Raw genomic sequence first — 25,916 nt, 5'->3', positions numbered from 1 at the left:
TCCCCGGTCGAGTATCACTTACCTCGTCGATGCTAATGGTGCAGAAGTTACGGATGAGCTCGGCTCGCTGGCCGCCTGATAACGGTCGGGACTCGGTTCGGTCGACCCCGTCGCGACGACCCGTCGCGACCTCGAAAAGCGGTGCCGTCCGGCGGTGATTCCGGGTCGACAACTGTGACGACGTCGTGACCTCGCCGGCGGGACTCGCACCGGTTCGCCACCGGCGAACGGCCCGCGGCCACCGCGGCGGCCGTCGTCCACTAGCCTCCTGAGGAGAGTTCGACAGCAGCTCGACCGAAGTCTTGAAAACGAATGAAAGGGGTCAGCGTGGAGGTCAAGATCGGTGTCACCGACAGCCCGCGCGAACTGTTCCTCAACAGCGCGCAGACTCCCGAGGAAGTGGAGAAGTTGGTGACCGACGCGCTCGGTCAGGATTCGGGCGTGCTCGCACTGACCGACGAGAAGGGTCGCCGGTTCCTGGTGCAGACCGCAAAGATCGCCTACGTCGAGATCGGCGCTGCCGACGTCCGCCGTGTCGGCTTCGGCGTCACCGGCAAGGACTGACACCGCCCACACGCAAAAGCTGCCCCTTTCCGCAATGGAGAGGGGCAGCTTTCTTGTTCTGGCCGCGTCAGCGGGTGAGTGGAACGTGTGACAGTCCGCCCCAGGCGAACTGCACCGTGCCGTCGACGGCCGCGTCCTTGGAGATCGGCCGGTCGTTGTTGATCCAGTAGCGGGCACAGTCGACGCTGATCGCGACGAGCCCGACGGCGATCATCCGGGCGCGATGCGGCTCCAACCCGGAATCGCTGCTCACCAGGTCGAACACCGCGTCGGTGCACGAATCGGTCGCGACCTTCACCTGCGCCGACACCTGCGGCTCGGTGACGTAGTCGTTCTCGAAGATCAGCCGGTAGCCCTGGCTGTCGTGCTCGATGAAGTCGAAGAAGGCCTCGACGGCCGCACGCAGGCGCAGCCGGTTGTCGGTGGTGGCGCTCAGCGCGCCGCGCACGCCCTGCAGCAGGTTGTCGACGTGCCGCTGCAGCACCGCCAGGTACAGCTCGAGCTTCGACGAGAAGTGTTGGTACAGGACGGGTTTGCTCACGCCGGCGCGTTCGGCGATCTCGTCCATGCCGGCTGCGTGGTAGCCGCGGTCCACGAAGACGTCACTCGCCGCGATCAGCAGCTGGCCGCGGCGTTCGTCGCGAGGCAGCCGGTTGCCCCGTCGATTCGTGGTCGGGCCGCCCTGCGTACCGTCGGTTCCGGCTTGCGTGCCTCTGGCGTCTGAGGTGTTGGCAACCTCGCTCATTACGTCCTCAATCTGGCATTGTCCGATCTGGACCCCGCTGTTCATGGCCGCCCAACTTGTTGTTCAGGTTGACCGACCCGGCAGTTTATCGCCACGACACTACTACCGTTAGTTCGCGGCATTCGCGTGCTACCAGCGGTTCGGCGATTGTGTCCGGTCCCACTTGAACAACCTGGTGGCGTGCCATTACCGGCGTACGCCCAGCTCTGTGCCATCCTGGTTCGGTGACCTACGACCCGGGCCGAGGCACCGGTCGCGTCCCTGTGGTGCGCAATGAGTGGCGTGAGCCGTTGCGCGCGCAGCGGGATCCGGTGGCCGAGGACTCCGGACGGCTGCGGTCCAACCGGGACGACCGGCAGCAGTGGCGCAAGCAGTCCTGGCTGGGCCGCTTCGTATCCACCTACGGGTGGCGCGCCTACGCCCTGCCGGCCCTGGCCGTCGTCACCGGAATCGTGGTCTACCAGAGCATCTCCGGTCCGGCGCCGATCACACCGGCGCATCCGCACGTGCCGATGGTCGGCCAGCCCACCATCAACTCGGCGAGCACCGCGATCGTCGGCGCACCGCCCAAGGGCCTGACGCAGTTCGACGTCAACCTGCCCACCGGCATCCTCCCGGACGGCGGGCCGTTCACCGAGGCCGGCGCCAAGGCCTGGCACATCGTGCCGGGTACCACCGGCAAGATCGGTCAGGGCACCACCAAGTCGGTGACCTACACCGTCGAGGTGGAGGACGGCGTCGACACCACCAGTTTCGGCGGCGACGAGGCGTTCGCCCGGATGGTCGCCGAAACCCTCGCGAACCCCAAGAGCTGGACGCACGACGGGAAGTTCGCCTTCACCCGGCTCGACGCGTCGTCGCCGGAGACACCGGATTTCCGGGTGTCCCTGACCTCGCCGATGACGGTCCGCGAGGGCTGCGGCTACGACATCCAGCTGGAGTCGTCGTGCTTCAACCCGGCGTACTTCCCGGCCGACGGCGGCAAGGCGCAGTCCCGCGTCTTCATCAACGAGGCGCGCTGGGTGCGCGGCGCGGTGCCGTTCCAGGGCGACATCGGCTCGTACCGCCAGTACCTGATCAACCATGAGGTCGGCCACGCCCTCGGTTTCCGGATGCACGAGCCCTGCGGCGACAACGGCGGGCTGGCGCCGATCATGATGCAGCAGACCTTCTCGACCAACAACAACGACGACGCCAAGTTCGACCCGGAGTCGGTCAAGCCCGACGGCAAGACCTGCCACGTCAACTCCTGGCCGTACCCCATTCCCTAGCCGCCCCTCCCGCGAGCGGCCGTGTCTGTACCCCGACACGCCGTATTCGACGTACAGGGAGCGCACGCTCGGCGCCACCGAGCGGCCCCGAAATGTCATGCGAAGCCGCTGATTACTGTTGAGGGCATGGCATCCCCGTCCGGACGCAAGGAGGAAAACGGCTCCTTGCCGCCGCTGGTGCAGCCGGCGGCCGAACTGACCCGCGACGAGGTGGCGCGGTACAGCCGCCACCTGATCATCCCGGACCTCGGCGTCGAAGGGCAGAAGCGGCTCAAGAACGCACGGGTGCTCGTGATCGGCGCCGGGGGACTGGGTTCCCCGACCCTGCTCTATCTCGCGGCGGCGGGCGTCGGCACCATCGGCATCGTCGAGTTCGACGTCGTCGACGAATCGAACCTGCAGCGCCAGATCATCCACGGCCAGTCCGACGTCGGCCGGTCGAAGGCCCAGAGCGCACGCGAATCGATCCTGGAGATCAACCCGCTGGTCACCGTCAATCTGCACGAATTCCGGCTCGACACCGACAACGCGGTGCCGCTGTTCGAGCAGTACGACCTGATCCTGGACGGCACCGACAACTTCGCCACCCGCTACCTCGTCAACGACGCCGCGGTGCTGGCGCACAAGCCGTACGTCTGGGGCTCGATCTACCGGTTCTCCGGCCAGATGTCGGTGTTCTGGGAGGACGCCCCCGACGGGCGCGGGCTGAACTACCGCGATCTCTACCCGGAGCCGCCGGCCCCGGGCACGGTGCCGTCGTGCGCCGAGGGCGGCGTGCTGGGGATTCTCTGCGCGTCCGTCGCCTCGGTGATGGGCACCGAGGCCATCAAACTGATCACCGGTATCGGCGAGTCGCTGCTGGGCCGGCTGATGATCTACGACGCCCTCGACATGACCTACCGCACCATCGCGATCCGCAAGGACCCGGCGACCCCGAAGATCACCGGACTCATCGACTACGACGCGTTCTGCGGCGTGGTGTCCGACGCGGCCGCCGAGGCGGCGGCCGACTCGACGGTGACTCCGCTCGAGCTGCGGGAGCTGATCGACTCCGGCAAGCCCGTCGCCCTGATCGACGTGCGGGAGCCCGCCGAGTGGGCCATCAACCGCATCGAGGGTGCCGAACTGATCCCCAAGTCGACGCTCGACTCCGGGGCCGGGCTGGCCCGGGTGCCCCAGGACCGAATTGCGGTGCTGTACTGCAAGACCGGGATCCGCTCGGCCGAGGCCCTGCTCGCCCTCAAACGGGCCGGATTCGCCGACGCGTTGCACCTGCAGGGCGGAATCGTGGCCTGGGCCCGGCAACTCGAGCCCGACATGGTCATGTACTGACGTCAGGTCTGGCCGGGCACACCTTAGTCTGATCGGGTGACCGTCGACCGTCCTCCCGAACATGTGCTCACGGCGTTCGGCCTGACCGGTCTCCGGCCGGTGCCGCTCGGCTCGAGCTGGGAGGGCGGCTGGCGCTGTGGCGAGGTCGTGCTGTCCATGGTCGCCGACAACGCGCGGGCGTCCTGGTCGGCCAAGGTGCGCGAGACGCTGTTCGTGGACGGCGTCCGGCTGGCGCGCCCGGTGCGTGCCACCGACGGCCGCTACGTCGTCGCCGGCTGGCGCGCCGACACGTTCGTCACCGGGACCCCGGAACCGCGGCACGACGAGATCGTCTCGGCGGCGGTGCGCCTGCACGAGGCGACGGCCAAGCTCGAGCGTCCGCGCTTCCTGACGCAGCCGCCCGCGGTGCCGTGGAGCGACGTCGACGTCTTCATCGCCGCCGACCGCGCCGCGTGGGAAGACCGGCCGCTGCAGTCGTTGCCGCCCGGCTCGCGGGTGGTACCCGGTACCACCGACGGTCGCCGCTCGATCGAGCTGATCAATCAGCTTGCGTCGCTGCGCAAGCCGACCCGCAACCCGAGTCAGCTGGTGCACGGCGACCTCTACGGCACCGTGCTGTTCGCCGGCACCGCCGCGCCGGGCATCACCGACATCACGCCGTACTGGCGCCCGGCGTCGTGGGCCGCGGGCGTGGTCGTCGTCGACGCGCTGTCCTGGGGCGAGGCCGACGACGGTCTCATCGAACGCTGGGCATCGCTGCCGGAGTGGCCGCAGATGTTGTTGCGCGCCTTGATCTTCCGGCTTGCTGTGCATGCCCTGCACCCCCGGTCGACGGCAGCGGCCTTCCCGGGGTTGGCCCGCACCGCAGCTTTGGTCCGCCTGGTGCTGTAATTCCGCGCACCGTCGTTCGAATGGCAGCGCGCCCCGTTCGGTGGGAAAGTTACCTCGCATGACGGCTGTTGAACCCACCACCGACGGAACCTACAAAGACCGGATCGCTGCGGTCGAGCCCGGTGGCAACGAGTTCATCGCCGAGGCGGACCGGCATGGCAAGCCGAGCCAGCTGTTCTGGACGTGGACGTCGCCCAACATGGAATTCGCGACGGTGTTCGTCGGCATGCTGGCCGTCCTCGCCTTTGGCATGAGCTTCTGGCAGGCGGTCGCCGGGATCATCGTCGGGACGGGACTGGGTGCCATTGCGCACTATTTCCTGTCCGCGCGTGGGCCGCTGCACGGCGTGCCGCAGATGGTGCTGGGCCGAATGGCGTTCGGGTTCAAGGGCAATGCGTTGCCGGCGACGCTGATGTCGATCACCGCGGGCGTCGGGTGGTTCGCCACGAACAGCGTCAGCGGTGCGTTTGCCCTGTCCACCCTGTTCGGCTTCGGACCGCTGGTCGGCGTGATCGTCATCGTGGTGCTGCAGACGGCGTTCGCGTTCTTCGGTCACAATCTGGTGCAGGCGTTCGAGCGGTGGTCGTTCCCGGCGCTCGTCGTCGTCTTCGGCGCGGCATCGGTCGGAATCTTCGCACACGCGAATCTGGGTGCGCCCGCGCCGTCCGGCGGCGTCGGCGGACTCGGCGGCTTCCTGCTCACCGTCGGCACGTCGTTCGGCTACGCGGCCGGCTGGACCCCGTACGCCGCGGACTACACGCGCTATCTGCCGCCGGCGGTATCCACTTTCGCGACAGGGTTCTTCGCCTCCACCGGGTTGTTCATCTCGTGCGCGGTACTGGAGATCGTCGGGGCGGCATCGGCGACGTTCGGCACCGCGAGCCTGGCCAATCCGACCGCGTCGTTCACGGCCGAGCTTGCGCCGTGGCTGGCCAAGGCGACCCTGCTGGCCATCGCGATCGGCGCGATCGCCGCCAATGCGCTCAATGTCTATTCCGGGGCAATGGCTTTCGTGACCATCGGGATCACGTTGCCGCCGCATATCGCGCGGGCGCTGGTGACCGTCTTCTTCGGCGTCGCCGGATTCCTGATCGCCTGGTGGGCGTTGCCCGACGCCGCGCACAGCTATGAAGCGTTCCTGCTGGTGATCGCCTACTGGATCGGACCGTGGCTGGGTGTGGTCTTCGCCGATCAGTATCTGCGTCGCGGGCAACACATTGCCGGGTACCTCTACGACCGCTCGTACTCGAACTGGCCCGGGCTGCTGTCCTTCGCGCTGGGACTGGGCCTGTCGGTGCTGTTGTTCTCCAACCAGGAGAAGTTCGTCGGTTACATCGCCCGTGCGGTGCCGAAGCTCGGCGACATCACCTTCTTCGTCGGCTTCGTCGTCGCGGGTGTCGCGTACCTGGTGTTGTGTCGAAAGAAGATCGCCGCGGAATGCGCCGCCGCATGACCCCTGAGCAGATGCTCGACGTCGCGGTCGCCGAAGCCCGAAAAGGGCTGTCCGAAGGCGGTATTCCGATCGGCGCGGCGTTGTTTCGCGCCGATGGTGAACTCCTGGGCGCCGGGCACAACCGGCGGGTGCAGAACGATGATCCCTCCGTGCACGCCGAGACCGACGCGTTCCGCGCGGCCGGGCGCCAGCGCGGCTACCACTCGACCATCATGGTGACGACGCTGTCGCCGTGCTGGTATTGCAGCGGGCTGGTGCGGCAGTTCGGCATCGGCGCGGTGGTGATCGGGGAGGCCCGCACGTTCCACGGCGGTCATGACTGGCTGGCCGAACATGGTGTGGCGGTTACGGTTCTGGACGACGAGCGGTGCGTGGCCATGATGGAGGACTTCATCGCGGCCCGCCCCGAATTGTGGGCGGAGGATATCGGCGAATGAGTGCCATTGCGACAGTGGATATTTCCCGCTGGTATGCCGGCGGAGCCGAGGCCGATGCGTTGGCCGCCGAGGTCGACGAGGGGCTGCAGCGCGCCGGTTTCATCGTGGTCACCGGTCACGGGGTGGACCAGGGGTTGGCGGCTGCGGTGCGCGCGGCCAGCCGGGAGTTCTTCGCGTTGCCCGACGAGGTCAAGCAGCGGTACTCGGTGCCGGTCGGCGGGCACGGCTGGATCGGCCCGGGCGCCGAGGCCAACGGGTACGCCGAGGGAACCGAGACGCCACCCGATCTCAAGGAGAGTTTCAGCCTGGGCGCGGAAACGTCGACGGGGGATCCGGAGGTGGATCGAATCTGGTTCGCCCCCAACGTATGGCCCGCCGAGGTGCCCGCCCTGCAGACGTTGGTGGATCAATACACCGCCCAGATGCGCCGGCTGTCCGACGACCTGCTGGCCCTGTTCGCGCACGCGCTGGGATTGCCGGCGAATCCTTTTGCCGCGCTGGCAGATCGGCCGACGTGGACCATGAACATCAACCACTACCCGCCGGTGAGTGTCGTGGGCGAACCCGAGCCGGGGCAGTTTCGCATCGGCCCGCACACCGATTTCGGCACCGTCACGGTGCTCGACCGGGAGCCGGGCGCCGGTGGGCTGCAGGTGTATTCCGAGGCAGCGGGCTGGGAAGACGCCCCCTGGGAACCCGGCGCGCTGACGGTGAACATCGGGGACCTGCTGGAGTATTGGAGCGGACGACGCTGGCCGTCGGGGCGCCACCGCGTGCTGCCGCCGCAACCGCACGCGCCGGAAGAGGACCTGGTGTCGCTGATCTACTTCTACGAAGCCAACCACGACGCGCTGATCACCCCGTTGCAGCCGCCCATCGGTGCGGTGTCCGGGCTCGCGCCGGTGGTCTCCGCGGACTTCATCAAGGAACGGCTGGACGCCATCACCGTCGGCTGAGCGGCCCTCAGAACTCGTGCCGGTACTCCCGCAACCGAACCCGGCCGTCGACCGCCAGCACCCCTTCGGCGCGCAGCCGTTCCAGCTGCCGCGTCGCCAGATGCGCTGCCGGCCGGCCCGACGCGCTGATCACCCGGTGCCACGGCAGGTCCGAGGAATCGGTGCGCATGATCCAGCCGACGATCCGCGGGCTGGAAAGCCCTGCGGCATCGGCGATGTCGCCGTAGGTCGACACCCGGCCGGGCGGGATCGAGGCGACGAGGTCCCGCACCCTCTCCACCTGTTCGTCGGTGACAGCGGCCACGATCAGACCAGGTGGCGCCGGATCACATCGGCGGTTTCGGCGGGCATGGCGTGCGGCACCATGTGGTCGCAATCGAATTCGGTCAGCACGAAGTCGGCGCCGAGCCGGGCCTGCAAACCGGACACCAGTTCGCCGGTGACATAGGCCGGGTGCGTCCGTTTGGCCAGCACCAGCGTTGTCGGTGTGCCTTGCGGCGGCAACACAATTGGGCGGGCCAGCTCACTCCAGTAGGACATCATGGCGGGCAGGCTGATGCGCCAGCCGACGCGTCCGCCCGGCAGGGCGACCAGGTGCTCGTCCAGGTCGCGCTCGAGTTCGCCGGGGTACTTCACCGAGACCTCGCCCCACGATCCGTTCACCTTCTCGGCGTGGGCCTCGTGGCGGTCCGGGTAGTCGGGGGAGCCGAGCATGGCGTCGGCGATCTCGCTCATCCAGCTGCCGTCCAGCCCGGTCGCCGGGTCCAGCAGCACCAGGCCTGATACCAGATGCGGGTGGGCGGCCGCGAGATTGAGCGCTATCGCACCACCGAACGAATGCGCCACCACGACCACCGGCCCGTCGGCCTCGTCCTGGAGCAGGGTGGCCAGGGCCGCGACGTTCTCGTCGATGTTCCACGGCGCCGCCCACGACGAATGGCCATGTCCAAGGAGATCGGGTGCCAGCACCGAATATTCGGCCAGATACCCGTCCGCCAGTGTCTGCCAGCGCTTTCCGTGGCCGGTCAGGCCGTGCAGGGCCAGGATCTGTGCCGGCCGCGCCGGTCCGTAGCGGTACACCTGCAAGCTCACCCCGTTGATGCTGCCAGACATCGCGGCCGGGTGTCGCCGTCGGCCGAACTTGTCGTACCCCTGTGGTTGCATTCCTGCCATGGCCGCCCCGCACTCCGCACTCACCGCGCCCGGTTCGGTTAATGCCCTGACCGAGCCCGGGCAGCGCGGTGTCGTGCGGGTGCTGGGCGGCCCCGGTACCGGCAAGACCGAGCTGCTGATCCGCACTGCGGCAACGCATATCGCGGCGGGGACCGATCCGGAGTCGGTGCTCCTGCTCACCGGTTCGGCACGGCTGGGCAGCCGGGTCCGCGGCGCCATCACGTCGGCGCTGCTGGGCGATACCGGCCAGGTCACCCGGGAGCCGCTGGTCCGCACACTGCACTCCTACGCGTTCGCCGTGTTGCGGCAGGCCGCGCAGCGCGCCGGTGACGCGCCGCCGCGCCTGATCACCAGCGCCGAGCAGGACGGCATCATCCGCGAGCTCCTCACCGGTGATCTGGAGGACGGCGACGAGGCGAGCGTGGACTGGCCGCTGCACCTGCGGCCGGCGCTGGGCACCGCGGGGTTCGCGACCGAATTGCGGGACCTGTTGGCCCGCTGCACCGAACGCGGCGTCGACCCTGCGGATCTGCGCCGGATCGGGCGCAAGGCCGGCCGTCCGGAGTGGGTGGCGGCGGCGCGGTTCGCGCAGGTCTACGAGCAGGTGATGCTGCTGCGCAGCGCCGTCGGCATGGCGGCTCCGCAGGCGACGGTGCCGGCGCTGGGCGCGGCTGAGCTGGTCGGCGCCGCGCTCGAGGCCTTCGCCGTCGATCCCGCGCTGCTGGACGCCGAACGTGCCCGCATCAAGCTGCTGCTCGTCGACGATGCGCAGCACCTCGACCCGCAGGCCGCGCTGCTGGTGCGGGTGCTGGCGGCCGGCGCCCAGCTGACGGTCATCGCCGGTGACCCGAGCCAGACGGTGTTCGGCTACCGCGGCGCCGAGCCGACGCTGCTGTGCGGCCCCGACGACCAGCCGCAGGTGGTGCTGACCGAGTCCTACCGGTGCTCGCCCGCGGTGGCCGGGGCGGTCGCGGCCGTCGCGCGGCGGCTGCCCGGCGTGGACGCGTCCCGGGCGCTGACGCCGGCGACGACGGATGAGCTCGGCTCGCTGTCGGTGCGCGTCGCGGGTTCGCCGCACGCCGAGTCCGCGTTGATCGCCGACGCCTTGCGTCGCGCGCACCTGGTCGACGGGGTGCCGTGGTCGCAGATGGCCGTCATCGTGCGATCGGTGCCGAGCGCCGGGACGGCGTTGGCCCGGGCTCTGACCGCCGCCGGGGTTCCGGTGCAGCAACAGGCCGGGACCGCGCCGCCGGCCCAGCATGCGGCGGTGGGCGCGCTGCTGACGGTGCTGGACTGCATCGCCGATCAGCTGACCGGCGACCGGGCGCTGGCCCTGCTGACCGGTCCCATCGGCCGGGTGGACCCGGTGTCGCTGCGCCAGTTGCGGCGCGCGCTGCGCCGCGCGGACGGCAGCGGTCGCGATTTCGGTGACCTGCTCGTCGAGGCGCTGACCGGAAGTACCGAACACTCGCTGTCCGATCAGTTGGCACGGCCCGTGCGGCGCGTCCGCGCGGTTCTCGACGCGGCGCGCCGGTCGGCGACCGCGGGCCAGGATCCGCGTTTCGTGCTGTGGCAGGCCTGGCACGCCAGCGGGTTGTCGCGCCGGTGGCAGGCTGCGGCAGGGCGTCCGGGTGCGGCGGGGGTGGCGGCAAACGCCGATCTGGATGCCGTCACCGCGCTGTTCGACACCGCCGACCAGTACGTCGCCCGCACCGCGGCCGCGTCCCTCGCCGGCTTGATCGACCACGTCCGCGCTCTCTCCTGGGCGGGTTCGGCTCCCGAGCGCGCCGAGGCCGACGAGGTGGCCGTGCTCAGTGCCCATGCCGCGCTGGGGCGGGAGTGGGATTTCGTGGTCATCGCGGGCCTGCAGGAAGGGTTGTGGCCCAACACCGTTCCGCGCGGGGGCGTACTCGGCACCCAGCAGCTCCTCGACATCGTCGACGGGGTGGGCGACGTGCGCGGCATGTCGGCCACCGCGCCGCTGCTGGCCGAGGAACGGCGACTGCTGGTCGCCGCGCTGGGACGGGCCCGCAACCGCGTGCTGGTGACGGCCGTCGACAGCGACAACGGTGACGAGGCGTTGCTGCCGTCGACGTTCTTCGAGGAGCTGGCGGCCCTGGCCGGCGGCACCGACTCCGGCGCCGACGAGCTCCCGGTGCATGCGCCCGCCGTGTTGTCGCCGTCGGCATTGGTCGGCCGGTTGCGGTCGGTGGTGTGTGCTCCCGACGGCGCGGTCGAGGAAACCGACCGGCTGTGTGCGGCAGCGCAATTGGCCCGGCTGGCCGAGGCCGGCGTGCCGGGCGCCGACCCGGCGCAGTGGTACGCCAGCACGGAGCTGTCCACTGCCGAGCCGCTGTGGTCGGGCGACGACCACGTCGTCACGGTGTCGCCGTCGACCGTGCAGACCCTCACCGACTGCCCGCTGCGCTGGATGCTGGAGCGCCACGGCGGCAGCGACGGCCGCGATCTGCGGTCGGCGTTGGGCTCGCTGGTGCACGCCCTGGTTGCCGATTCGGGTCGCAGCGAGGCGCAGCTGCGGGGCGAACTCGAAAAGGTCTGGCAGCAGCTGCCTTTCGATTCGAACTGGTATGCCGACAACGAGCTGGAGCGGTACCGCGCCATGCTGGCGACGTTCACGACGTGGCGGCAGGAGACCCGCGGTGAGCTGACCGAGGTCGGTACCGAACTCGAGGTGTCCGGCACGATCGCCGACGAGGGGCTGCAGGTGCAGGTGAAGGGACGTATCGACCGCCTGGAACGGGACCGTGAGGGCCGCCTCGTGGTGGTCGACGTCAAGACCGGCAAGAGCCCCGCCACCAAGGCCGATGCCCAGGAGCACGCCCAGCTCGCGCTGTACCAGCTGGCGATCGCCGAAGGTGTTGTGCCGCACGGTGATCAGCCCGGTGGTGGCCGGCTGGTGTATCCGGCCAAACCTGCCAAGACCGGCGCCACCGAACGCGAACAGGATCCGATGGGGGAGACGGCGCAGGCGCAGTGGCGGCAGCGGGTGACCGACGCCGCCGCGGCGACGGCCGGGCCGCACTTCGTCGCGCGCGTCGGTTCCGGGTGTGCGACGTGCCCGGTGCGGGCCATGTGCCCGGCGCAGGGTACGAAGGGGGCATGCCCGTGACGCACAGTCCCGCCAACCTTGCCGAGGCGCTCGGGCTGTTCACCCCGACCGACGAGCAGGCGGCGGTCATCGCCGCGCCGCCGGGACCGCTGGTGGTGATCGCGGGGGCCGGTGCCGGGAAAACCGAGACCATGGCGGCGCGCGTGGTGTGGCTGGTGGCCAACGGCTATGCCACGCCGTCGCAGGTGCTGGGGTTGACCTTCACCCGCAAGGCCGCCGGACAGTTGCTGCGCCGTGTGCGTACCCGGCTGGCCCGCCTGGCGGGGTCGGGTCTGCTGCCCGGTGTCTCGCTGGCCGATGAGCACGCCACCGTCAGCACCTACCACGCCTTCGCGGGCACCTTGCTGCGCGAGTACGGGCTGCTGCTGCCCATCGAGCCGGCCACCCGGCTGGTCACCGAAACCGAGATGTGGCAGTTGGCTTTTCGGGTGGTGTCCGACTTCCCGGGGCAGCTGCACACCGACAAGTCCCCGGCCGCCGTCACCCAGATGGTGCTGCGCCTGGCCGGCCAGCTGTCCGAGCATCTCGTCGACACCGACGCCGTGCGCGACACGCATCACGAGCTGGAGCGGCTCATTCTCACGCTCCCCGGGGGCCCGGGCCAACGCGGCGGGCCCACCCAGTCGCTGCTGAACCTGCTGGCCACCCAGACCGAGCGGGCCGAGCTGGTGCCGCTGATCGATGCCGTGCACCAGCGCATGGGGGAAGCGCAGGTCATGGACTTCGGCAGCCAGATGTCGGCCGCGGCCCGCCTGGCCGAGCGTTTCCCGCAGGTCGGCGCGCAGCTGCGGGAGCGGTATCGCGTCGTCCTGCTCGACGAATACCAGGACACCGGGCACGCTCAGCGGGTCGCGCTGTCGTCGCTGTTCGGCGGCGGCGTCGACGACGGCCTGGCGCTGACGGCCGTCGGGGATCCCATCCAGTCGATCTACGGCTGGCGCGGCGCGTCGGCGACCAACCTGCCGCGGTTCACCACCGACTTCCGCCTGTCGGACGGTTCGCCGGCCCCGACCCTGGAATTGCGGACCAGCTGGCGCAATCCGCCGCGGGCACTCAAGCTGGCCAACGAGGTGTCCGCCGAGGCACGGCGCCGCAGTGTGAGCGTGCGCGAACTGCTGCCGCGCCCGGGCGCCGAGCCGGGGACCATCCAGTGCGCGTTGCTGGACGATGTTGTCGCCGAACGTGATTGGGTGGCCGACCACCTGGCCCGCCGGTACCACGGCGCGGTGGCCGCAGGAGAGCCGGTGCCGACGGCCGCCGTCCTGGTGCGCCGCAACGCCGACGCCGCGCCCATCGCCGAGGCGCTGACTGCCCGCGGGGTGCCCGTCGAGGTGGTCGGTCTGGCCGGGCTGCTGGCCATCCCCGAGGTCGCTGACGTCGTCGCGATGCTGCGCCTGGTCGCCGAACCGACCGCCGGGGTCGCCGCGATGCGGGTGCTCACCAGCGCGCGGTGGCGGTTCGGCGCAGCCGACCTGGCCGCGCTGTGGCGCCGCGCCTCGGAACTGGATGCGCCCGACCCGGCGCGGACGTCCGGGTCGGCCGCCGAGCAGGCCGTCGCACAGGTCGCCCCCGACGCCGACCACGCCTGCCTGGCCGACGCGATCAGTGATCCGGGCCCGGCCGACCGCTACTCACCCGAAGGACACCGCCGGCTGCTCGCCCTGGCCGCCGAACTGAGCCAGCTGCGTGCGCACCTGCACCAGCCGCTGCCGGATCTGGTCGCCGAAGTGCGTCGGGTCCTGGGTATCGACGCCGAAACCCGCGCGGCCAGTGGGGTTTCCGAGGGCTGGCGCGGCACCGAACATCTCGATGCCTTCGCCGATGTGGTCGCGGGATACGCCGCGCGGCCGGCCGCAGAACCGGACGGCGCAGCATCCATCGCCGGACTGCTGGCGTACCTGACCGCGGCCGCGGAGGTGGAGAACGGGCTGGCCCCGGCACAGGTGACGGTGGCCTCGGACCGCGTGCAGATCCTGACGGTGCACGCGGCCAAGGGCCTGGAATGGCAGATCGTCGCGGTTCCGCACCTGGTTGCCCGGGTGTTCCCGTCGACCGCGTCGCAGCGCACCTGGCTGACCGACGCGGGGGACCTGCCGCCGTTGTTGCGTGGGGACCGTGCCGAGCTGTCCGAACATGGCGTGCCGGTGCTCGACACCTCCGATGTCTACGACCGGAAGATGTTGGCGGACAAGATCGCCGCGCACAAGGCGCTGCTCGATCAGCGGCGCACCGATGAGGAACGCCGGCTGCTCTACGTGGCCCTCACCCGGGCCGAGGACACCCTGCTGTTGTCCGGATATCACTGGGGGACGACGGCCGGAAAACCGGCGGGGCCTTCTGACTTCCTGATCGAGATACGCGACATCATCGAACGGGCAGCGCAGGAGGGCCACCCCTGCGGTGAAATCGAGCAGTGGGCCACGGCACCCGCGGAAAATACCGTCAACCCGTTGCGGGACAACGTCGTCGAGTGCTCCTGGCCCGTCGACCCGGCTGGTTCCCGGCGCGGGGACGTCGACCGGGGCGCGGCCCTGGTGGCCCAGGCGCTCGCCGCAGGGGCCGAAGACCTCGAGGACCGGCACGGCTGGGCTGCCGACGTGGACGCCCTGCTGGCCGAGCGGGAGCGGGCCCAGGAGCGCGGTCCGCTCGACCTGCCGCCGCAGTTGTCGGTGAGCACATTGGTCGACCTGGGCAGCGACCGGTCGGGTGCACTGCAACGGCTGCAGCGACGGCTGCCCGCCCGGCCGGACCCGCAGGCGCTGCTGGGCACCGCGTTCCACGACTGGGTGCAGCGGTACTTCTCCGCCGAGCGGCTGTTCGACCTCGACGACCTGCCCGGCGCGGTCGACGCCGAGCTGGGGCAGGCCGTCGCCGAGGAACTGGCAGACCTGCAGGCCGCGTTCGCCCTCTCGGAGTGGGCGGCCCGTACCCCGATCGACATCGAGGTGCCGTTCGACATGGTGATCGGTGACCGGGTCATCCGCGGCCGTATCGACGCGGTGTTCGCCGACGCCGACGGTGGCTACACCGTGCTCGACTGGAAAACCGGCGATCCGCCCACCACTCCGGAAACGCTGCGCAACAAGGCCATTCAGCTGGCGGTGTACCGCCTGGCCTGGTCGTCCATCCAGGGCGTACCCGTCGATGCGGTGCGGGCGGTCTTCCACTACGTGCGCGCGGGGCAGACGGTGGCACCCACCGACCTGCCCGGCGCCGACGAGCTGGCGGCGCTAGTTCACCTCGGGTGAGTTGCGGTAGATCTTGAGTGCCTGGGTCACCATCGGCACTTGCAACGGCAGCCGGGCCAGTGCCGCGATGCGGGCCGGCCACCCCTTGGGCCACCACAGCCGCACCATGTTGACGTTCGCCGGGAAGACGCTGAGGAAAAGTGCGACCGCGGCCAGCGCGCCCAGCTTGCGGGTACGGGGCAGGAGCAGCGCGGCGCCGGTGGCGACTTCGCCGACGCCCGACGCGTAGGTGTAGAACCGTGCCGTGCCGGGGAGTTCCGCCGGGACGATGCCGTCGAAAGGCTTCGGTGCGACGAAGTGCAGGGCGCCCATTCCGACGAGCAGCGCGCCCATTCGGTACGCGGGCGCCTGGCTGGGGGTGGTGTTGGCAGTGCTGTTGGCGGCGGTCATGGTTACATAGTGCTGTGCCGAGCCGTCTCGTGGTGAGTCTCCGCCAGATAATGGAGCCGCATGGCTCGCGTTAGGTTGTCGCGGCGCATGGCCGCGATGGAACAGAACCTCACGAGCCGCCAGAACGCGGATCTGGTTGATGTGCTGCAGATTCCGGAAGCGTTCGTCAGTCCCATCCGCCGGATCGTGCGCCGTGTCATCTACGCGCTGCTGGTGCTCGCCGCCGCGGTGCTCGTCGTGTACCTCGACCGCGACGGCTACCGCGACGCCCAGGAGAACGAGATGTCGCTCCTGGACTGCATCTATTACGCGACGGTGTCGCTGTCGACCACCGGCTATGGCGACATCACACCGCTGACGCCGAGCGCGCGCCTGGTGAACGTCCTGGTGATCACGCCGATGCGGATCGCGTTCCTGATCGTGCTCATCGGTACGACCGTCGAGACGCTGACCACGCAGTCTCGTCAAGCCTTGAAGATTCAGCGATGGAGGAGCACCGTGCGCAACCACACCATCGTCGTCGGTTACGGGACCAAGGGCCGCACCGCGGTCCAGGCCATGGTCGGTGACGAGGTCGCCCCCGGAGACATCGTCGTCGTCGACGAGAACCCGGCGGCCTTGGACCGGGCGCGCGCCGCCGGACTGGTCACCGTGGTCGGCGACGCCACCAAGTCGGAGGTGCTGCGCCTCGCCGGCGCCCAGCACGCGAAGTCCATCGTCGTCGCGACCGACAAGGACGCCACCGCCGTGCTCGTCACGCTGACCGCGCGCGAGGTGGCACCCAAGGCCAAGATCGTCGCCTCGGCCCGCGAGGCCGAGAACCAGCACCTGCTGCGGCAGTCCGGTGCCGACTCGACGGTCGTGTCCTCGGAGACCGCCGGCCGGCTGCTGGGCATCGCGACCCAGACGCCGAGCGTCGTCGAGATGGTCGAAGACCTGCTCACCCCCGATGCCGGCTTCGCGATCTCCGAGCGCGAGGTCGAGGCCAAGGAGCTCGGCGGTTCGCCGCGGCACCTGACCGACATCGTGCTCGGGGTGGTGCGCGACGGGCAGCTGCTGCGGGTCGACTCGCCTGAGGTCGACGCCCTGGCGGCCGGGGACCGGCTGCTCTACATCCGCAACGCCGAAGTCGAACGGTAAGCCCCGCGATGAGCGATTTCACCCTGCGTAACGTCCCGCTGCTGTCCCGGGTCGGTGCCGACCGGGCCGACACGCTGCGCACCGACGTCGACGCCGCGATCGCCGGCTGGAAGGACGCGCTGCTGCTGCGCGTGGACCGCCGCAATCAGGTGTTGATCTCCGGTGGCCGGGTGGTGCTCGGGCGTGCCGCGGAACTCGGCGACAAGCCCGACGAGCACGCGGTGTTCCTGGGCCGGATGCCCGATGGCCGCCACGTGTGGGGCGTGCGCGCCGCACTGGAGGAGCCGACGGGCGGGACGGACGCGCCGGTCGAGGTCCTCGACCTGCGCCGGGCCGGGCCCATCTTCGACGACATCAGCGCCCAGCTCGTCTCGACGGCGACGGCCCTGCTGAACTGGCATGACAGCGCCCGCTTCAGCGCCATCGACGGCGCGCCCACCAAGCCGATCAAAGGCGGCTGGGCGCGGGTCAACAGCATCGGCGGCCACGAGGAATTCCCGCGCATCGACCCGGCGATCATCTGCCTCGTGCACGACGGGCACGACCGCGCGGTGCTGGCCCGGCAGACCAACTGGCCCGAGCGGCTGTTCTCACTGCTGGCCGGGTTCGTCGAGGCCGGCGAATCGTTCGAGAGCTGCGTCGTGCGCGAGATCGCCGAGGAGATCGGTCTGACCGTCACCGACGTCAAGTACCTGGGCAGTCAGCCCTGGCCGTTCCCGCGTTCGCTCATGGTCGGCTTCCACGCCATCGGTGATCCGGAGCAGCCGTTCTCGTTCAACGACGGCGAGATCGCCGAGGCCGACTGGTTCACCCGGGCCGAGGTGCGCGAAGCCCTCGAGCACGGCGACTGGAACAGCACGGCGGACACCCGGCTGCTACTACCCGGCTCCATCTCGATCGCCCGGGAGATCATCGAATCCTGGGCGGCCCAGTGATTTGTGCACGAAAATCCGCGGCCGGCGCGGAAAATCGTGCACAAATCCCTAACTCAGCTTGGCTTTGACGTCCTTGATGCTGGGGTTGGTCAGCGTCGAGCCGTCGGGGAACTTCACCGTCGGAACCACGTGGTTGCCGTTGTTGACCGAACCGACGAACTCGGCGGCCGCCGGGTCCTGCTCGATGTCGATCTCGGTGTAGGAGATGCCTTCGGCCTTCAGCGCGGTCTTGAGCCGCTTGCAGTAGCCGCACCAGGTCGTGCTGTACATGATCAGTGCACTCATAACGCACCTCAACGTATCCGATCGCCGCGTCATGCCGCCCAGCGGTGCCTCGTGTGTCACACCCGCCTGCCATGATGGAGGCCATGCCAGCCGAGGCCCCGCCGTCCACACTCCTTGAGGACCTCGACGACGAACAGCGTGAGGCCGTCCTCGCGCCCCGCGGCCCGGTGTGCGTGCTGGCCGGTGCCGGCACGGGCAAGACCCGCACCATCACCCGCCGCATCGCCTATCTCGTCGCCGCCGGACACGTCGCGCCGAGTCAGGTGCTGGCCGTGACATTCACCCAACGCGCCGCCGGTGAGATGCGCGGCCGCCTCCGCAGCCTGGAAAACGAGATCGACGGAGCACAAGGCACCGGGGCCGTTCAGGCCATGACGTTCCACGCCGCGGCGCTGCGGCAGCTGCGGTACTTCTGGCCGCGCGTGGTTGGCGACACCGGCTGGGAGTTGCTCGACAGCAAGTTCGCGGTGGTCGCACAGGCGGCGAACCGCGCGGGTATTCAGGCCAGTACCGACGACGTGCGCGACCTCGCCGGTGAGATCGAATGGGCCAAGTCGTCCCTCATCAGCCCCGAGCTGTACCCGGAGCAGGTCGCCAAGATCGAGCGGGACATCCCGTTCGACGCCGCCAAGGTCGCCGCGGTGTACGCCGGTTACGAGGGCCTCAAGGCCCGGCGCGACGGGTCGGCGCTGCTGGACTTCGACGACCTGCTGTTGCACACCGCCGCCGCCATCGAGAACGACGCCGCCGTCGCCGGCGAATTCCGCGACCGCTACCGCTGCTTCGTCGTCGACGAGTACCAGGACGTCACCCCGCTGCAACAGCGGGTGCTCAACGCCTGGGTGGGGGAGCGCGACGATCTGACGGTGGTCGGTGACGCCAACCAGACCATCTACTCGTTCACCGGCGCCACCCCGCAATACCTCCTCGACTTCTCGCGGCGGTTCCCCGATGCGGCGCTGATCCGGCTGGAGCGCGACTACCGCAGCACGCCGCAGGTGGTGTCGCTGGCCAATCAGGTGATCTCGGCGGCGTCCGGCCGGATGGCGGCCAGCCGGTTGCAGCTCATCGGTCAGCGCGATCCGGGGCCCAAGCCGGTGTTCCGGGAACACCCCGACGAGGTCGCCGAGGCCAACGCGGTCGCCGCCGCCATCAAGAAGCTCATCCAATCCGGAACTGCCCCTTCGGAAATCGCGGTGCTGTACCGCATCAACGCGCAGTCCGAGGTGTACGAGGAGGCGCTCACCGCGGCCGGGGTGGCGTTCCAGGTGCGTGGGGGTGAGGGCTTCTTCAGCCGCCAGGAGATTCGGCAGTCGTTGCTGGCGCTGCAGCGCGCCGCGGGACACCAGGGCGACGTGGCCGGGGTCGAGCTGCCCCAGTTGGTCCGGGATCTGCTGGAACCGCTGGGCCTGACGGCCGAGCCGCCGGCGGGTACCAAGGCCCGGGAACGCTGGGATGCGTTGTTGGCCTTGGTCGAATTGGTCGAGCAGGAAGTCGCGGTGCGTCCCAACCTGGACCTGCAGGGACTGCTCGTCGAGCTGCGCCAGCGCGCCGATTCGCGGCACCCACCGGTGGTGCAGGGCGTCACGCTGGCGTCGCTGCACGCCGCCAAGGGCCTCGAGTGGGATGCGGTGTTCCTGGTCGGTCTGGTCGACGGCACGCTGCCCATCTCGCACGCTCTGTCGCACGGCGCGGACAGCGAACCCGTCGAGGAGGAGCGCCGCCTCTTCTATGTCGGAATCACCAGGGCCAGAGTGCATTTGACGATTTCGTGGGCGCTAGCCCGGGCCGCCGGCGGGCGGCAGAGCCGTAAGCCCTCGCGGTTCCTCAACGGGCTGACACTGCAGAGCCGGCGGGAACCCCAACAGCCGCAACGTAAACGGGGTCCGGCGCCGCGCTGCCGGGTCTGCAATGCGGCGCTGACGTCGTCGACCGCGATCCTGTTGCGGCGCTGCGAATCGTGCCCGTCGAACCTCGACGAGGAGCTGCTCGGCCGGCTCAAGGAGTGGCGCCTGCGTACCGCGCAGGAGATGAAGGTGCCCGCCTACGTGGTGTTCACCGACAACACCTTGATCGCGATCGCCGAGGCCCTGCCGGCCGACAATGCCGCGCTGGTGGCCATTCCCGGCATCGGTGCGCGCAAGCTGGAGCAATACGGGCCGGATGTGCTGGCATTGGTGAACGCGTCCCGTTAGCCCCACTAAATTGCGCCAAACATGACGCAAATTGCGCCAAAACTGCTGGTCAAAAAATCGCTTGCCTGATTTTGGTGGTAACGTCTAGCCTCGAAGCCGCAACGAAATCCCGCGAATTCACACCCCGTGAATCCGCAGTCGACCGCTGAGGAGGTGGCCCCGATGATCAGCTTTGATGCGTCCCGTGGCGCTGTCCTCGCTGTCTCTGGTTCCCGTGCGCCGTTGACCGCTGCCGCCTATGAGGCGGTATCGCGCGTCGGCGCCGGTTGGCATCAGATCGTTGACGTTCCCGCCATTCCCGCTGTCGCTGCAGCCGCCGCTATGCCGGCGGCACGTCTCGCGACGGCTGGACATGTCGCCGACATCCCGCAGCGCAAGCGCAACGCCAAGACCTTCGCGTCCGTGAAGCGAGGCACTACTTAGGTAGCGCCTACAGCAGCCAAAACCTGGCCACGGACCCGAAACCACCGGATCCGTGGCCAATGTTTTTGGGGCACAACCTCAAAACCACCACCTGGTCACCGATCCATCAGACAGATGAGACGCAAGACGACCAGGAAGTAGGTGATGAGGACATGACTAGCCAGACTTGCCGACAAAGGCTGGCGGTGCCATGTCATGTCGGCGACCCCGATATGTGGTTCGCTGACAACCCCACTCAGCTGGAACAGGCCAAGGCGCTGTGCGCCGACTGCCCGATCCGGCTGCAGTGCCTCAACGAGGCGCTGGAACGTGAAGAGCCGTGGGGTGTTTGGGGTGGGGAGATCCTCGAACGGGGTGCCGTCATCGCACGCAAGCGTCCGCGCGGTCGTCCGCGTAAGGACGTCGTCGCGGCATGACCCCGCGGCCAAACCCCGGGGGGACCAACCGCGAGCGGCCGTGTCTGCACACCGACACACCGTGTTTGGCGTGCATTACGCGGCCGCTCGCCGGCGCCGAGCGGCCGCGTAATCGCCGTTGACTAAGGCGTGAAGCCCGGAACCAGTTCCGTGGCAATGGCTTTCACGGGGACGTGGGCGTCCAGCTGACAGCAGATCGCCACGGTCGACGCGATCACGCGCAGCGGGATGACCAGATTCGGCGGCATGTCGAGCTGACGGGCCATCTTGATCTGGTTCACGCCGTTGTCCAACTGGCCCGCAGCCATTTTCATGATCCAGCGCCGCGTGTAGTGGAAGACATCGGTCTGGATCGGCTCGACGTACTGCCGCAGCATGTTGTCGACCTCGAAGATCGGGACCTCTTCGCCCGGCTGGATGAACCCGGCTTCCTCCATCACCGGCAGCAGTTTGTCGTAGTTCTTGTCCCGCGCCAGGCTGATCATCTCGCCGATCGCGGTCGGCAGCCCACCGGGCAGTGGCGCCACCGCGCCGAAGTCGATGACGCCCATGCGACTGTCGGGCAGCAGCATGAAGTTCCCGGGGTGGGTGTCCCCGTGCATGATCTCCAGGCGCGCAGGCGCGTCGAATGTCAGCTCCGACAGCCGGGTACCCATCAGGTCGCGCTGCTCGACGGTGCCCTCCCGGATGATGACCGACATCGGGATGCCGTCCATCCACTCGGCGATGACGACCTTCGGCGCGCTGGCCACGATCGCCGGCACCTTGAAGTGCGGGTGCCCGGCGTAGGCCTTGGCGAAGGCGCGCTGGTTGTCGGCCTCCAGCCGGTAGTCCAGTTCCATCTCGGTGCGGTCGATCAGCTCGTCGACGACGCCCTGGACATCGGCGCCGGGCGCCAGCTGCTTGAAGACGCCGACCAGACGCTGGATGGTCTTCAGGTCGGCACGCAGCGCCTCGTCGGCGCCGGGGTACTGGATTTTGACCGCGACCTCGCGGCCGTCGGACCAGACGGCCTTGTGTACCTGGCCGATGCTGGCCGACGCGACCGGCGTGTCGTCGAACGACTGGAAGCGGTCGCGCCACTTGGTACCCAGCTGCGCGTCGAGCACGCGGTGCACCTTGGCGGCCGGCAGGGGCGGGGCTTCACGCTGCAGCTTGGTCAGCGCCTCGCGGTACGGCTTGCCGTACTGCTCGGGAATCGCCGCCTCCATCACCGACAGGGCCTGGCCGACCTTCATCGCACCGCCCTTGAGTTCACCCAGCACGGTGAACAGCTGGTTGGCCGCCTTGTCCATCAGCTCGGCGGTCACCTCGTCCTTGGACCTGCCCGCCAGGCGCTTGCCCAACCCCAGCGCCGCCCGTCCCGCCATGCCGCCGGCCAGACCGGCGAGCTTCGCGTTGCGTGCCACACTGCCCCGTTTGATATCAGCCACATTCACATCATCCATGACGTTGCTGAGTGCACGGCAGCGACATGGCAACGCGTGTTGTCACGACAGTCGATCGCACCAGTCACACAGCGGATGACGCGCCCACCGGCGCACCACCGTGGTCCGCGAGCCGATGTCGAATTCGAGGGTGGCATCGAGCGTCGGCGGTGGTTCTGCGCGGGCCCCGCCGCCGCGGATCGCGTCGATCACCCGGTCCACCTGGTTGAGCGCCACCGCCGCGGTGGCCAGTACCGTCGCCCGGTCGGCGCTGCCGACGGTGCCCTCCAATTGGGCGGCCAGCACCGGCCACGACGCGTCGCGGTCGCTGCGGTGGAGGTCGGCACAGTTCAGACAACTCGTCGCCCCGGGCAAAACGAGGGGACCGATCAGCCCGGTGCCGTCCCGGATCCGCACCGGCAGATGCGGGACCCCGGCACGGTGCAGGTCGCGTACCAGGCGGCGGTCGGCGACCAGGAAATCGGACAGCACCACCAGATCGGCGGCATCCCGCGTGACGGCCACGTGGCCGAATCGGCTGGTGCGCACCCGGGTTCCGGAACAGTTCAGGGCGCCGGCCAACAGATCCGAGAGGGGGCCGCTGCCGTGGATGCGTACCGATACCGGTCGCCGGCCGGTATCCGGCGCCGTCTGTAACAGTCCCGCGGAGTTCAGGGCGTCGACCAAGCCGGTCCAGCCGTCGACATCGGTCAGCCCGGCCGCCAGCGCGAGCGCCTGGCTGCTCTCGGCGTCGACGCCGCTCTGCATACCGCGCAGCAGGTCCGCCAGGTCACCGACCGTCAATCCGTCCGGTGGCCGAATGCCGATGGCGCGCCGCGGGTCCCAGCCGAGCTGCACCGTCCCGTCGGGCCGCTGCAACACCGGCATGGCCGGGTTCAGGGTCTGACGAGACGTGGTCATGGCCCAACTGTGCCAACAGCACGCCGATTCGGCGAATCAGTTATCCACAGGCACTCAGCCCTCGGCTGGGTCGTCTCCCGCGTCCTCGTCGGCGGACCGCTTGAGGTCCTTCTCCAGATCGGCCAGCGCCTGGTCGAGATCCGAGGTGTCGCCGCCGAGCGCCTGGTCGATGAAGGCCGCGGGCTCGTCGAGATCGGCGGCGCTGGGCAGCAGATCGGGGTGTTGCCAGACGGCGTCGCGCTTGTCGGCGCCGACGGCGTCGGTCAGCTTCTCCCACAGCGTGGCGGCCTCGCGCATCTTGCGCGGCCGCAGTTCCAGGCCCACGAGGGTCGCGAAGGTCTGCTCGGCGGGCCCGCCGGTGGCGCGACGACGCCGCAGCGTCTCGCTCAGCGCCGACGTGCCGGGCAGCCGCTCACCGAGTGCGGCGGTGACGACGGTCTGCACCCAGCCCTCGATGAGCGCCAGCAGCGTCTCCAGTCGTTCCAGCGCCGCGGCCTGCTCGGGGGTGGCCTTCGGTTCGAACATGCCCTGGCTCAGCAGCTTCTCCATGGCGCCCGGGTCGCCCATCAGCGACGCCGGGTCCAGGCCGGAGGCCATCTCCTCGAAGCCGCTCATGTCGATCTTCATGCCCTTGGCGAAGGCTTCGACGGCGCTGAGCAGCTGGCTGGCCAGCCACGGCACGTGACTGAACAGCCGGTGGTGGGCAGCCTCGCGCGCCGCGAGGAATGTCAGCACCTCGCTGCGCGGCTGCTCGAGACCTTCGCCGAACGCTTCGACGGCCTCGGGCATCAGTGCGGCGACGCCGGACGGCCCCAGCGGCAGGCCGATGTCGGTGGACGTCAGCACCTCCTTGGACAGCGTCCCCAGCGCCTGGCCCAGCTGCGAGCCGAAGGCCATGCCGCCCATCTGCGACATCATCGCCAGCAGCGGGCCGGCCATCGCCTTGGCCTCTTCGGGCAACGCCGACACCCACACCGTCGACAGCTGCTCGGCGACCGGGTCGCACAGCCGCTTCCAGGTGTTGAGGGTGTTGTCGAGCCAGTCGCTCGGCGTCCACGCCACGGCGCGGGTGGTGCCGGCCGGCAGGGCGGTGACGCCGTCGAGCCACGTCTCCGCCAGATGCACGGCGTCGGAGATGGCCGTCGCGGTCTGCTCGGGCACCGGCTTGACGAAGCCGATCGAGTTCGACGCCAGCTTGCGGGCCAGGTCGTAGTTGACCGGGCCGGACTGGGGATTGTTCATCGACGCGCCCGCGCCGCTGAACATCGCGCCGAGCTGCGTGAAGATCTGCCCGAGGTCGGGCATGCCGGCGCCGCCGGGACCGCCGAACGCGTTGCCGAACCCGAACGGGTCCGAGGAGCCGCCGGAAGAGCCTGGTCCAGGTTCTTTCTTGGACTTGTCGCGGTCGGGGTCTTCGCCGCTGGAGAAGCCGAAAGGCAGGTCAGCCATACCGTCAACGGTACTGCCCGCATCGCCGGCGGGTGGCTTCGCGGGTCATGCTGTCAGCGAACCGAGCGACGAGCTTTACTGTTGGCGGCGTGAACAGGCGGATTTCTACGCTCGTGGTCGCTCTGGTGCCGATCATCGTGTTCGTCGTACTGGTGTCGGTGGTGACCGTGCCCTTCGTCTCGCTGGGTCCCGGCCCGACGTTCGACACGCTCGGTGAGGTCGACGGCAAGAAGGTCGTCGACATCAAGGGCGACGTCAAGGTGCACCCGACGTCCGGGCACCTCAACATGACGACGGTGTCGCAGAGCGACGGGCTGACGCTGGGCCAGGCGCTGGCGCTGTGGATGTCGGGCCGCGAGCAGCTGGTGCCGCGCGACCTGGTGTACCCGCCGGACAAGTCCAAGGAGCAGGTCGACAAGGCCAACAACGCCGACTTCAAGAACTCCGAGGAAGACGCCGAGTACGCGGCGTTGAGTTACCTCAAGTATCCGAAGGCGGTGACGGTCCAGGCCGTCGCCGATCCCGGCCCCTCGGCCGGTCAATTGCGCCCCGGCGATGCCATCGATGCGGTCAACGGTATTCCGGTGGCCACCGTCGAAGAGTTCACCGGACTGCTGAAGAAAACCAAGCCCGGTGACCACGTCGTGCTCGACTACCGGCGCAAGAACGCCGGGATCGGCGTCACGACCATCACGTTGGGCACCAACAAGGATCGTGACTACGGCTACCTCGGTACGACGGTGCTCAACGCGCCGTGGGCGCCGTTCGTCATCGACTTCAACCTCGCCAACATCGGTGGCCCGTCGGCCGGTCTGATGTTCAGCCTCGCCGTCGTCGACAAGCTGACCGACGGAAACCTGAACGGCGGCAAGTTCGTTGCGGGTACCGGCACCATCGGCGATGACGGCAAAGTGGGCCCGATCGGCGGCATCACGCACAAGATGCTGGCGGCCCGCGAGGCCGGCGCGACGGTGTTCATGGTGCCCGCCGAGAACTGCGCCGAAGCGGTCTCGGCCCACCTGGACGGACTCGGGCTGATCAAGGTCGAGAACCTCAGTGGTGCCGTCGACGCGCTGCACGCCGTGTCCGCTGGTGGCGAACCTCCCCGCTGCTGAACTCGCGATCACCCCTGGTT

The 25,916-nt window shown here is 69.3% G+C and carries 23 protein-coding genes; 15 read left to right on the top strand and 8 right to left on the bottom strand.

Annotation, left to right across the window (positions count from 1 at the left end; translation table 11 throughout):
* The first annotated feature begins 327 nt into the window (after positions 1 to 327).
* Positions 328 to 564 carry a DUF3107 domain-containing protein gene (locus tag ACZ5IQ_RS20705; RefSeq protein WP_135355331.1) on the top strand — a complete coding sequence of 79 codons (237 nt, stop codon included), beginning with the start codon at positions 328 to 330 and terminating at the stop codon, positions 562 to 564.
* A 67-nt stretch (positions 565 to 631) separates the two neighbouring features.
* On the opposite strand, the gene ACZ5IQ_RS20700 is transcribed toward ACZ5IQ_RS20705, so the two are convergent.
* Positions 632 to 1,309 carry a TetR/AcrR family transcriptional regulator gene (locus ACZ5IQ_RS20700; RefSeq protein ID WP_029120246.1) on the bottom strand — a complete coding sequence of 226 codons (678 nt, stop codon included), beginning with the start codon at positions 1,307 to 1,309 and terminating at the stop codon, positions 632 to 634.
* 224 nt (positions 1,310 to 1,533) lie between these two features.
* Between ACZ5IQ_RS20700 and ACZ5IQ_RS20695 the strand changes: the two genes are divergently transcribed.
* The 6 genes from ACZ5IQ_RS20695 (at position 1,534) to ACZ5IQ_RS20670 (ending at position 7,649) form a co-directional block, all read left to right on the top strand.
* On the top strand, positions 1,534 to 2,580 hold the full coding sequence (locus ACZ5IQ_RS20695; protein ID WP_464480185.1) for a DUF3152 domain-containing protein: 1,047 nt from the start codon (positions 1,534 to 1,536) through the stop codon (positions 2,578 to 2,580).
* A gap of 126 nt (positions 2,581 to 2,706) precedes the next feature.
* Entirely contained in the window at positions 2,707 to 3,912 is a 1,206-nt protein-coding gene (gene moeZ / locus ACZ5IQ_RS20690; RefSeq protein WP_464480184.1) for an adenylyltransferase/sulfurtransferase MoeZ, read from the top strand.
* 36 nt (positions 3,913 to 3,948) lie between these two features.
* Positions 3,949 to 4,803 (top strand): TIGR02569 family protein, encoded by an 855-nt coding sequence (locus ACZ5IQ_RS20685; protein WP_073697168.1) that lies wholly within the window; start codon positions 3,949 to 3,951, stop codon positions 4,801 to 4,803.
* Between the two features lie 58 nt (positions 4,804 to 4,861).
* Complete coding sequence (locus tag ACZ5IQ_RS20680) at positions 4,862 to 6,256, top strand: purine-cytosine permease family protein (RefSeq protein WP_464480183.1); 1,395 nt, start codon at positions 4,862 to 4,864, stop codon at positions 6,254 to 6,256.
* Positions 6,253 to 6,693 (top strand): nucleoside deaminase, encoded by a 441-nt coding sequence (locus ACZ5IQ_RS20675; RefSeq protein WP_464481492.1) that lies wholly within the window; start codon positions 6,253 to 6,255, stop codon positions 6,691 to 6,693. Before ACZ5IQ_RS20680 ends, ACZ5IQ_RS20675 begins: the two co-directional genes overlap by 4 nt.
* A complete protein-coding gene (locus ACZ5IQ_RS20670; protein WP_464480182.1) occupies positions 6,690 to 7,649 on the top strand; it encodes an isopenicillin N synthase family dioxygenase in 960 nt (319 codons plus the stop codon). The genes ACZ5IQ_RS20675 and ACZ5IQ_RS20670 overlap by 4 nt, the downstream gene beginning before the upstream one ends.
* Positions 7,650 to 7,656: 7 nt before the next feature.
* Here ACZ5IQ_RS20670 and ACZ5IQ_RS20665 read toward each other — a convergent pair whose 3' ends face one another.
* Both ACZ5IQ_RS20665 and ACZ5IQ_RS20660 read right to left on the bottom strand, forming a co-directional pair.
* On the bottom strand, positions 7,657 to 7,953 hold the full coding sequence (locus ACZ5IQ_RS20665; protein ID WP_029120249.1) for an MGMT family protein: 297 nt from the start codon (positions 7,951 to 7,953) through the stop codon (positions 7,657 to 7,659).
* Between the two features lie 2 nt (positions 7,954 to 7,955).
* Positions 7,956 to 8,762: an alpha/beta fold hydrolase gene (locus tag ACZ5IQ_RS20660; protein ID WP_464480181.1), complete on the bottom strand. Its 807-nt coding sequence runs from the start codon at positions 8,760 to 8,762 to the stop codon at positions 7,956 to 7,958.
* A gap of 58 nt (positions 8,763 to 8,820) precedes the next feature.
* Here ACZ5IQ_RS20660 and ACZ5IQ_RS20655 point away from each other — a divergent pair, with 58 nt between their 5' ends.
* Positions 8,821 to 11,952, top strand: coding sequence for an ATP-dependent helicase (locus ACZ5IQ_RS20655; RefSeq protein WP_464480180.1), 3,132 nt, complete (start codon positions 8,821 to 8,823; stop codon positions 11,950 to 11,952).
* Positions 11,943 to 15,200, top strand: a complete 3,258-nt coding sequence (locus tag ACZ5IQ_RS20650) for an ATP-dependent helicase (RefSeq protein WP_464480179.1) — start codon at positions 11,943 to 11,945, stop codon at positions 15,198 to 15,200. Before ACZ5IQ_RS20655 ends, ACZ5IQ_RS20650 begins: the two co-directional genes overlap by 10 nt.
* On the opposite strand, the gene ACZ5IQ_RS20645 is transcribed toward ACZ5IQ_RS20650, so the two are convergent.
* Positions 15,183 to 15,590, bottom strand: coding sequence for a DoxX family protein (locus ACZ5IQ_RS20645; protein ID WP_318984129.1), 408 nt, complete (start codon positions 15,588 to 15,590; stop codon positions 15,183 to 15,185). The two genes, ACZ5IQ_RS20650 and ACZ5IQ_RS20645, sit on opposite strands and share 18 nt — an antisense overlap.
* Positions 15,591 to 15,650: 60 nt before the next feature.
* Here ACZ5IQ_RS20645 and ACZ5IQ_RS20640 point away from each other — a divergent pair, with 60 nt between their 5' ends.
* Together ACZ5IQ_RS20640 and nudC are read left to right on the top strand one after the other, a co-directional pair.
* A complete protein-coding gene (locus ACZ5IQ_RS20640) occupies positions 15,651 to 16,730 on the top strand; it encodes a potassium channel family protein (RefSeq protein WP_212806550.1) in 1,080 nt (359 codons plus the stop codon).
* An 8-nt stretch (positions 16,731 to 16,738) separates the two neighbouring features.
* Positions 16,739 to 17,665 (top strand): NAD(+) diphosphatase, encoded by a 927-nt coding sequence (gene nudC / locus ACZ5IQ_RS20635; RefSeq protein WP_212806549.1) that lies wholly within the window; start codon positions 16,739 to 16,741, stop codon positions 17,663 to 17,665.
* Between the two features lie 48 nt (positions 17,666 to 17,713).
* Here nudC and mrx1 read toward each other — a convergent pair whose 3' ends face one another.
* The gene (gene mrx1, locus ACZ5IQ_RS20630) at positions 17,714 to 17,950 is read right to left on the bottom strand and encodes a mycoredoxin (RefSeq protein WP_212806548.1); all 237 of its coding nucleotides are present in this window, start codon (positions 17,948 to 17,950) and stop codon (positions 17,714 to 17,716) included.
* Positions 17,951 to 18,033: 83 nt separating this feature from the next.
* On the opposite strand from mrx1, the gene ACZ5IQ_RS20625 reads away from it, so the two are divergent.
* From ACZ5IQ_RS20625 to ACZ5IQ_RS20615, 3 genes are all read left to right on the top strand, one after another.
* Complete coding sequence (locus ACZ5IQ_RS20625) at positions 18,034 to 20,145, top strand: ATP-dependent DNA helicase UvrD2 (RefSeq protein ID WP_464480178.1); 2,112 nt, start codon at positions 18,034 to 18,036, stop codon at positions 20,143 to 20,145.
* Positions 20,146 to 20,307: 162 nt separating this feature from the next.
* On the top strand, positions 20,308 to 20,568 hold the full coding sequence (locus ACZ5IQ_RS20620; RefSeq protein WP_318984132.1) for a hypothetical protein: 261 nt from the start codon (positions 20,308 to 20,310) through the stop codon (positions 20,566 to 20,568).
* A gap of 152 nt (positions 20,569 to 20,720) precedes the next feature.
* Entirely contained in the window at positions 20,721 to 20,984 is a 264-nt protein-coding gene (locus tag ACZ5IQ_RS20615) for a WhiB family transcriptional regulator (protein ID WP_029105582.1), read from the top strand.
* Between the two features lie 122 nt (positions 20,985 to 21,106).
* On the opposite strand, the gene ACZ5IQ_RS20610 is transcribed toward ACZ5IQ_RS20615, so the two are convergent.
* Genes ACZ5IQ_RS20610 through ACZ5IQ_RS20600 form a run of 3 tightly spaced genes read right to left on the bottom strand, consistent with a single transcriptional unit; the run spans position 21,107 to position 24,781 of the window.
* Positions 21,107 to 22,432 carry a macrolide-binding ATPase MABP-1 gene (locus ACZ5IQ_RS20610; RefSeq protein WP_464480177.1) on the bottom strand — a complete coding sequence of 442 codons (1,326 nt, stop codon included), beginning with the start codon at positions 22,430 to 22,432 and terminating at the stop codon, positions 21,107 to 21,109.
* Positions 22,433 to 22,474: 42 nt separating this feature from the next.
* Complete coding sequence (locus ACZ5IQ_RS20605; protein ID WP_464480176.1) at positions 22,475 to 23,332, bottom strand: TOMM precursor leader peptide-binding protein; 858 nt, start codon at positions 23,330 to 23,332, stop codon at positions 22,475 to 22,477.
* Between the two features lie 54 nt (positions 23,333 to 23,386).
* Positions 23,387 to 24,781 (bottom strand): zinc-dependent metalloprotease, encoded by a 1,395-nt coding sequence (locus ACZ5IQ_RS20600; RefSeq protein WP_318984134.1) that lies wholly within the window; start codon positions 24,779 to 24,781, stop codon positions 23,387 to 23,389.
* Between the two features lie 89 nt (positions 24,782 to 24,870).
* Here ACZ5IQ_RS20600 and ACZ5IQ_RS20595 point away from each other — a divergent pair, with 89 nt between their 5' ends.
* Entirely contained in the window at positions 24,871 to 25,896 is a 1,026-nt protein-coding gene (locus ACZ5IQ_RS20595) for a YlbL family protein (protein WP_318984135.1), read from the top strand.
* Positions 25,897 to 25,916 lie beyond the last annotated feature (20 nt).

The sequence above is a fragment of the Mycobacterium toneyamaense genome, assembly GCF_055384815.1.
The sequence above is the reverse complement of the archived record's forward strand: the minus strand, read 5'-3'. Positions and strand labels throughout refer to the sequence as shown.

Bases quoted from the DNA above. Each gene is read 5' to 3' on its own strand.
- ACZ5IQ_RS20625 (WP_464480178.1), top strand. From the start codon at position 18,034: ATGCCAGCCGAGGCCCCGCCGTCCACACTCCTTGAGGACCTCGACGAC.
- mrx1 (WP_212806548.1), bottom strand. From the start codon at position 17,950: ATGAGTGCACTGATCATGTACAGCACGACCTGGTGCGGCTACTGCAAG.
- ACZ5IQ_RS20610 (WP_464480177.1), bottom strand. From the start codon at position 22,432: ATGGATGATGTGAATGTGGCTGATATCAAACGGGGCAGTGTGGCACGC.
- ACZ5IQ_RS20660 (WP_464480181.1), bottom strand. From the start codon at position 8,762: ATGTCTGGCAGCATCAACGGGGTGAGCTTGCAGGTGTACCGCTACGGA.
- ACZ5IQ_RS20680 (WP_464480183.1), top strand. From the start codon at position 4,862: ATGACGGCTGTTGAACCCACCACCGACGGAACCTACAAAGACCGGATC.
- ACZ5IQ_RS20615 (WP_029105582.1), top strand. From the start codon at position 20,721: ATGACTAGCCAGACTTGCCGACAAAGGCTGGCGGTGCCATGTCATGTC.
- ACZ5IQ_RS20700 (WP_029120246.1), bottom strand. From the start codon at position 1,309: ATGAGCGAGGTTGCCAACACCTCAGACGCCAGAGGCACGCAAGCCGGA.
- ACZ5IQ_RS20650 (WP_464480179.1), top strand. From the start codon at position 11,943: ATGCCCGTGACGCACAGTCCCGCCAACCTTGCCGAGGCGCTCGGGCTG.
- ACZ5IQ_RS20600 (WP_318984134.1), bottom strand. From the start codon at position 24,781: ATGGCTGACCTGCCTTTCGGCTTCTCCAGCGGCGAAGACCCCGACCGC.
- ACZ5IQ_RS20675 (WP_464481492.1), top strand. From the start codon at position 6,253: ATGACCCCTGAGCAGATGCTCGACGTCGCGGTCGCCGAAGCCCGAAAA.
- ACZ5IQ_RS20620 (WP_318984132.1), top strand. From the start codon at position 20,308: ATGATCAGCTTTGATGCGTCCCGTGGCGCTGTCCTCGCTGTCTCTGGT.
- nudC (WP_212806549.1), top strand. From the start codon at position 16,739: ATGAGCGATTTCACCCTGCGTAACGTCCCGCTGCTGTCCCGGGTCGGT.
- ACZ5IQ_RS20640 (WP_212806550.1), top strand. From the start codon at position 15,651: ATGGCTCGCGTTAGGTTGTCGCGGCGCATGGCCGCGATGGAACAGAAC.
- ACZ5IQ_RS20670 (WP_464480182.1), top strand. From the start codon at position 6,690: ATGAGTGCCATTGCGACAGTGGATATTTCCCGCTGGTATGCCGGCGGA.
- moeZ (WP_464480184.1), top strand. From the start codon at position 2,707: ATGGCATCCCCGTCCGGACGCAAGGAGGAAAACGGCTCCTTGCCGCCG.
- ACZ5IQ_RS20655 (WP_464480180.1), top strand. From the start codon at position 8,821: ATGGCCGCCCCGCACTCCGCACTCACCGCGCCCGGTTCGGTTAATGCC.
- ACZ5IQ_RS20605 (WP_464480176.1), bottom strand. From the start codon at position 23,332: ATGACCACGTCTCGTCAGACCCTGAACCCGGCCATGCCGGTGTTGCAG.
- ACZ5IQ_RS20645 (WP_318984129.1), bottom strand. From the start codon at position 15,590: ATGACCGCCGCCAACAGCACTGCCAACACCACCCCCAGCCAGGCGCCC.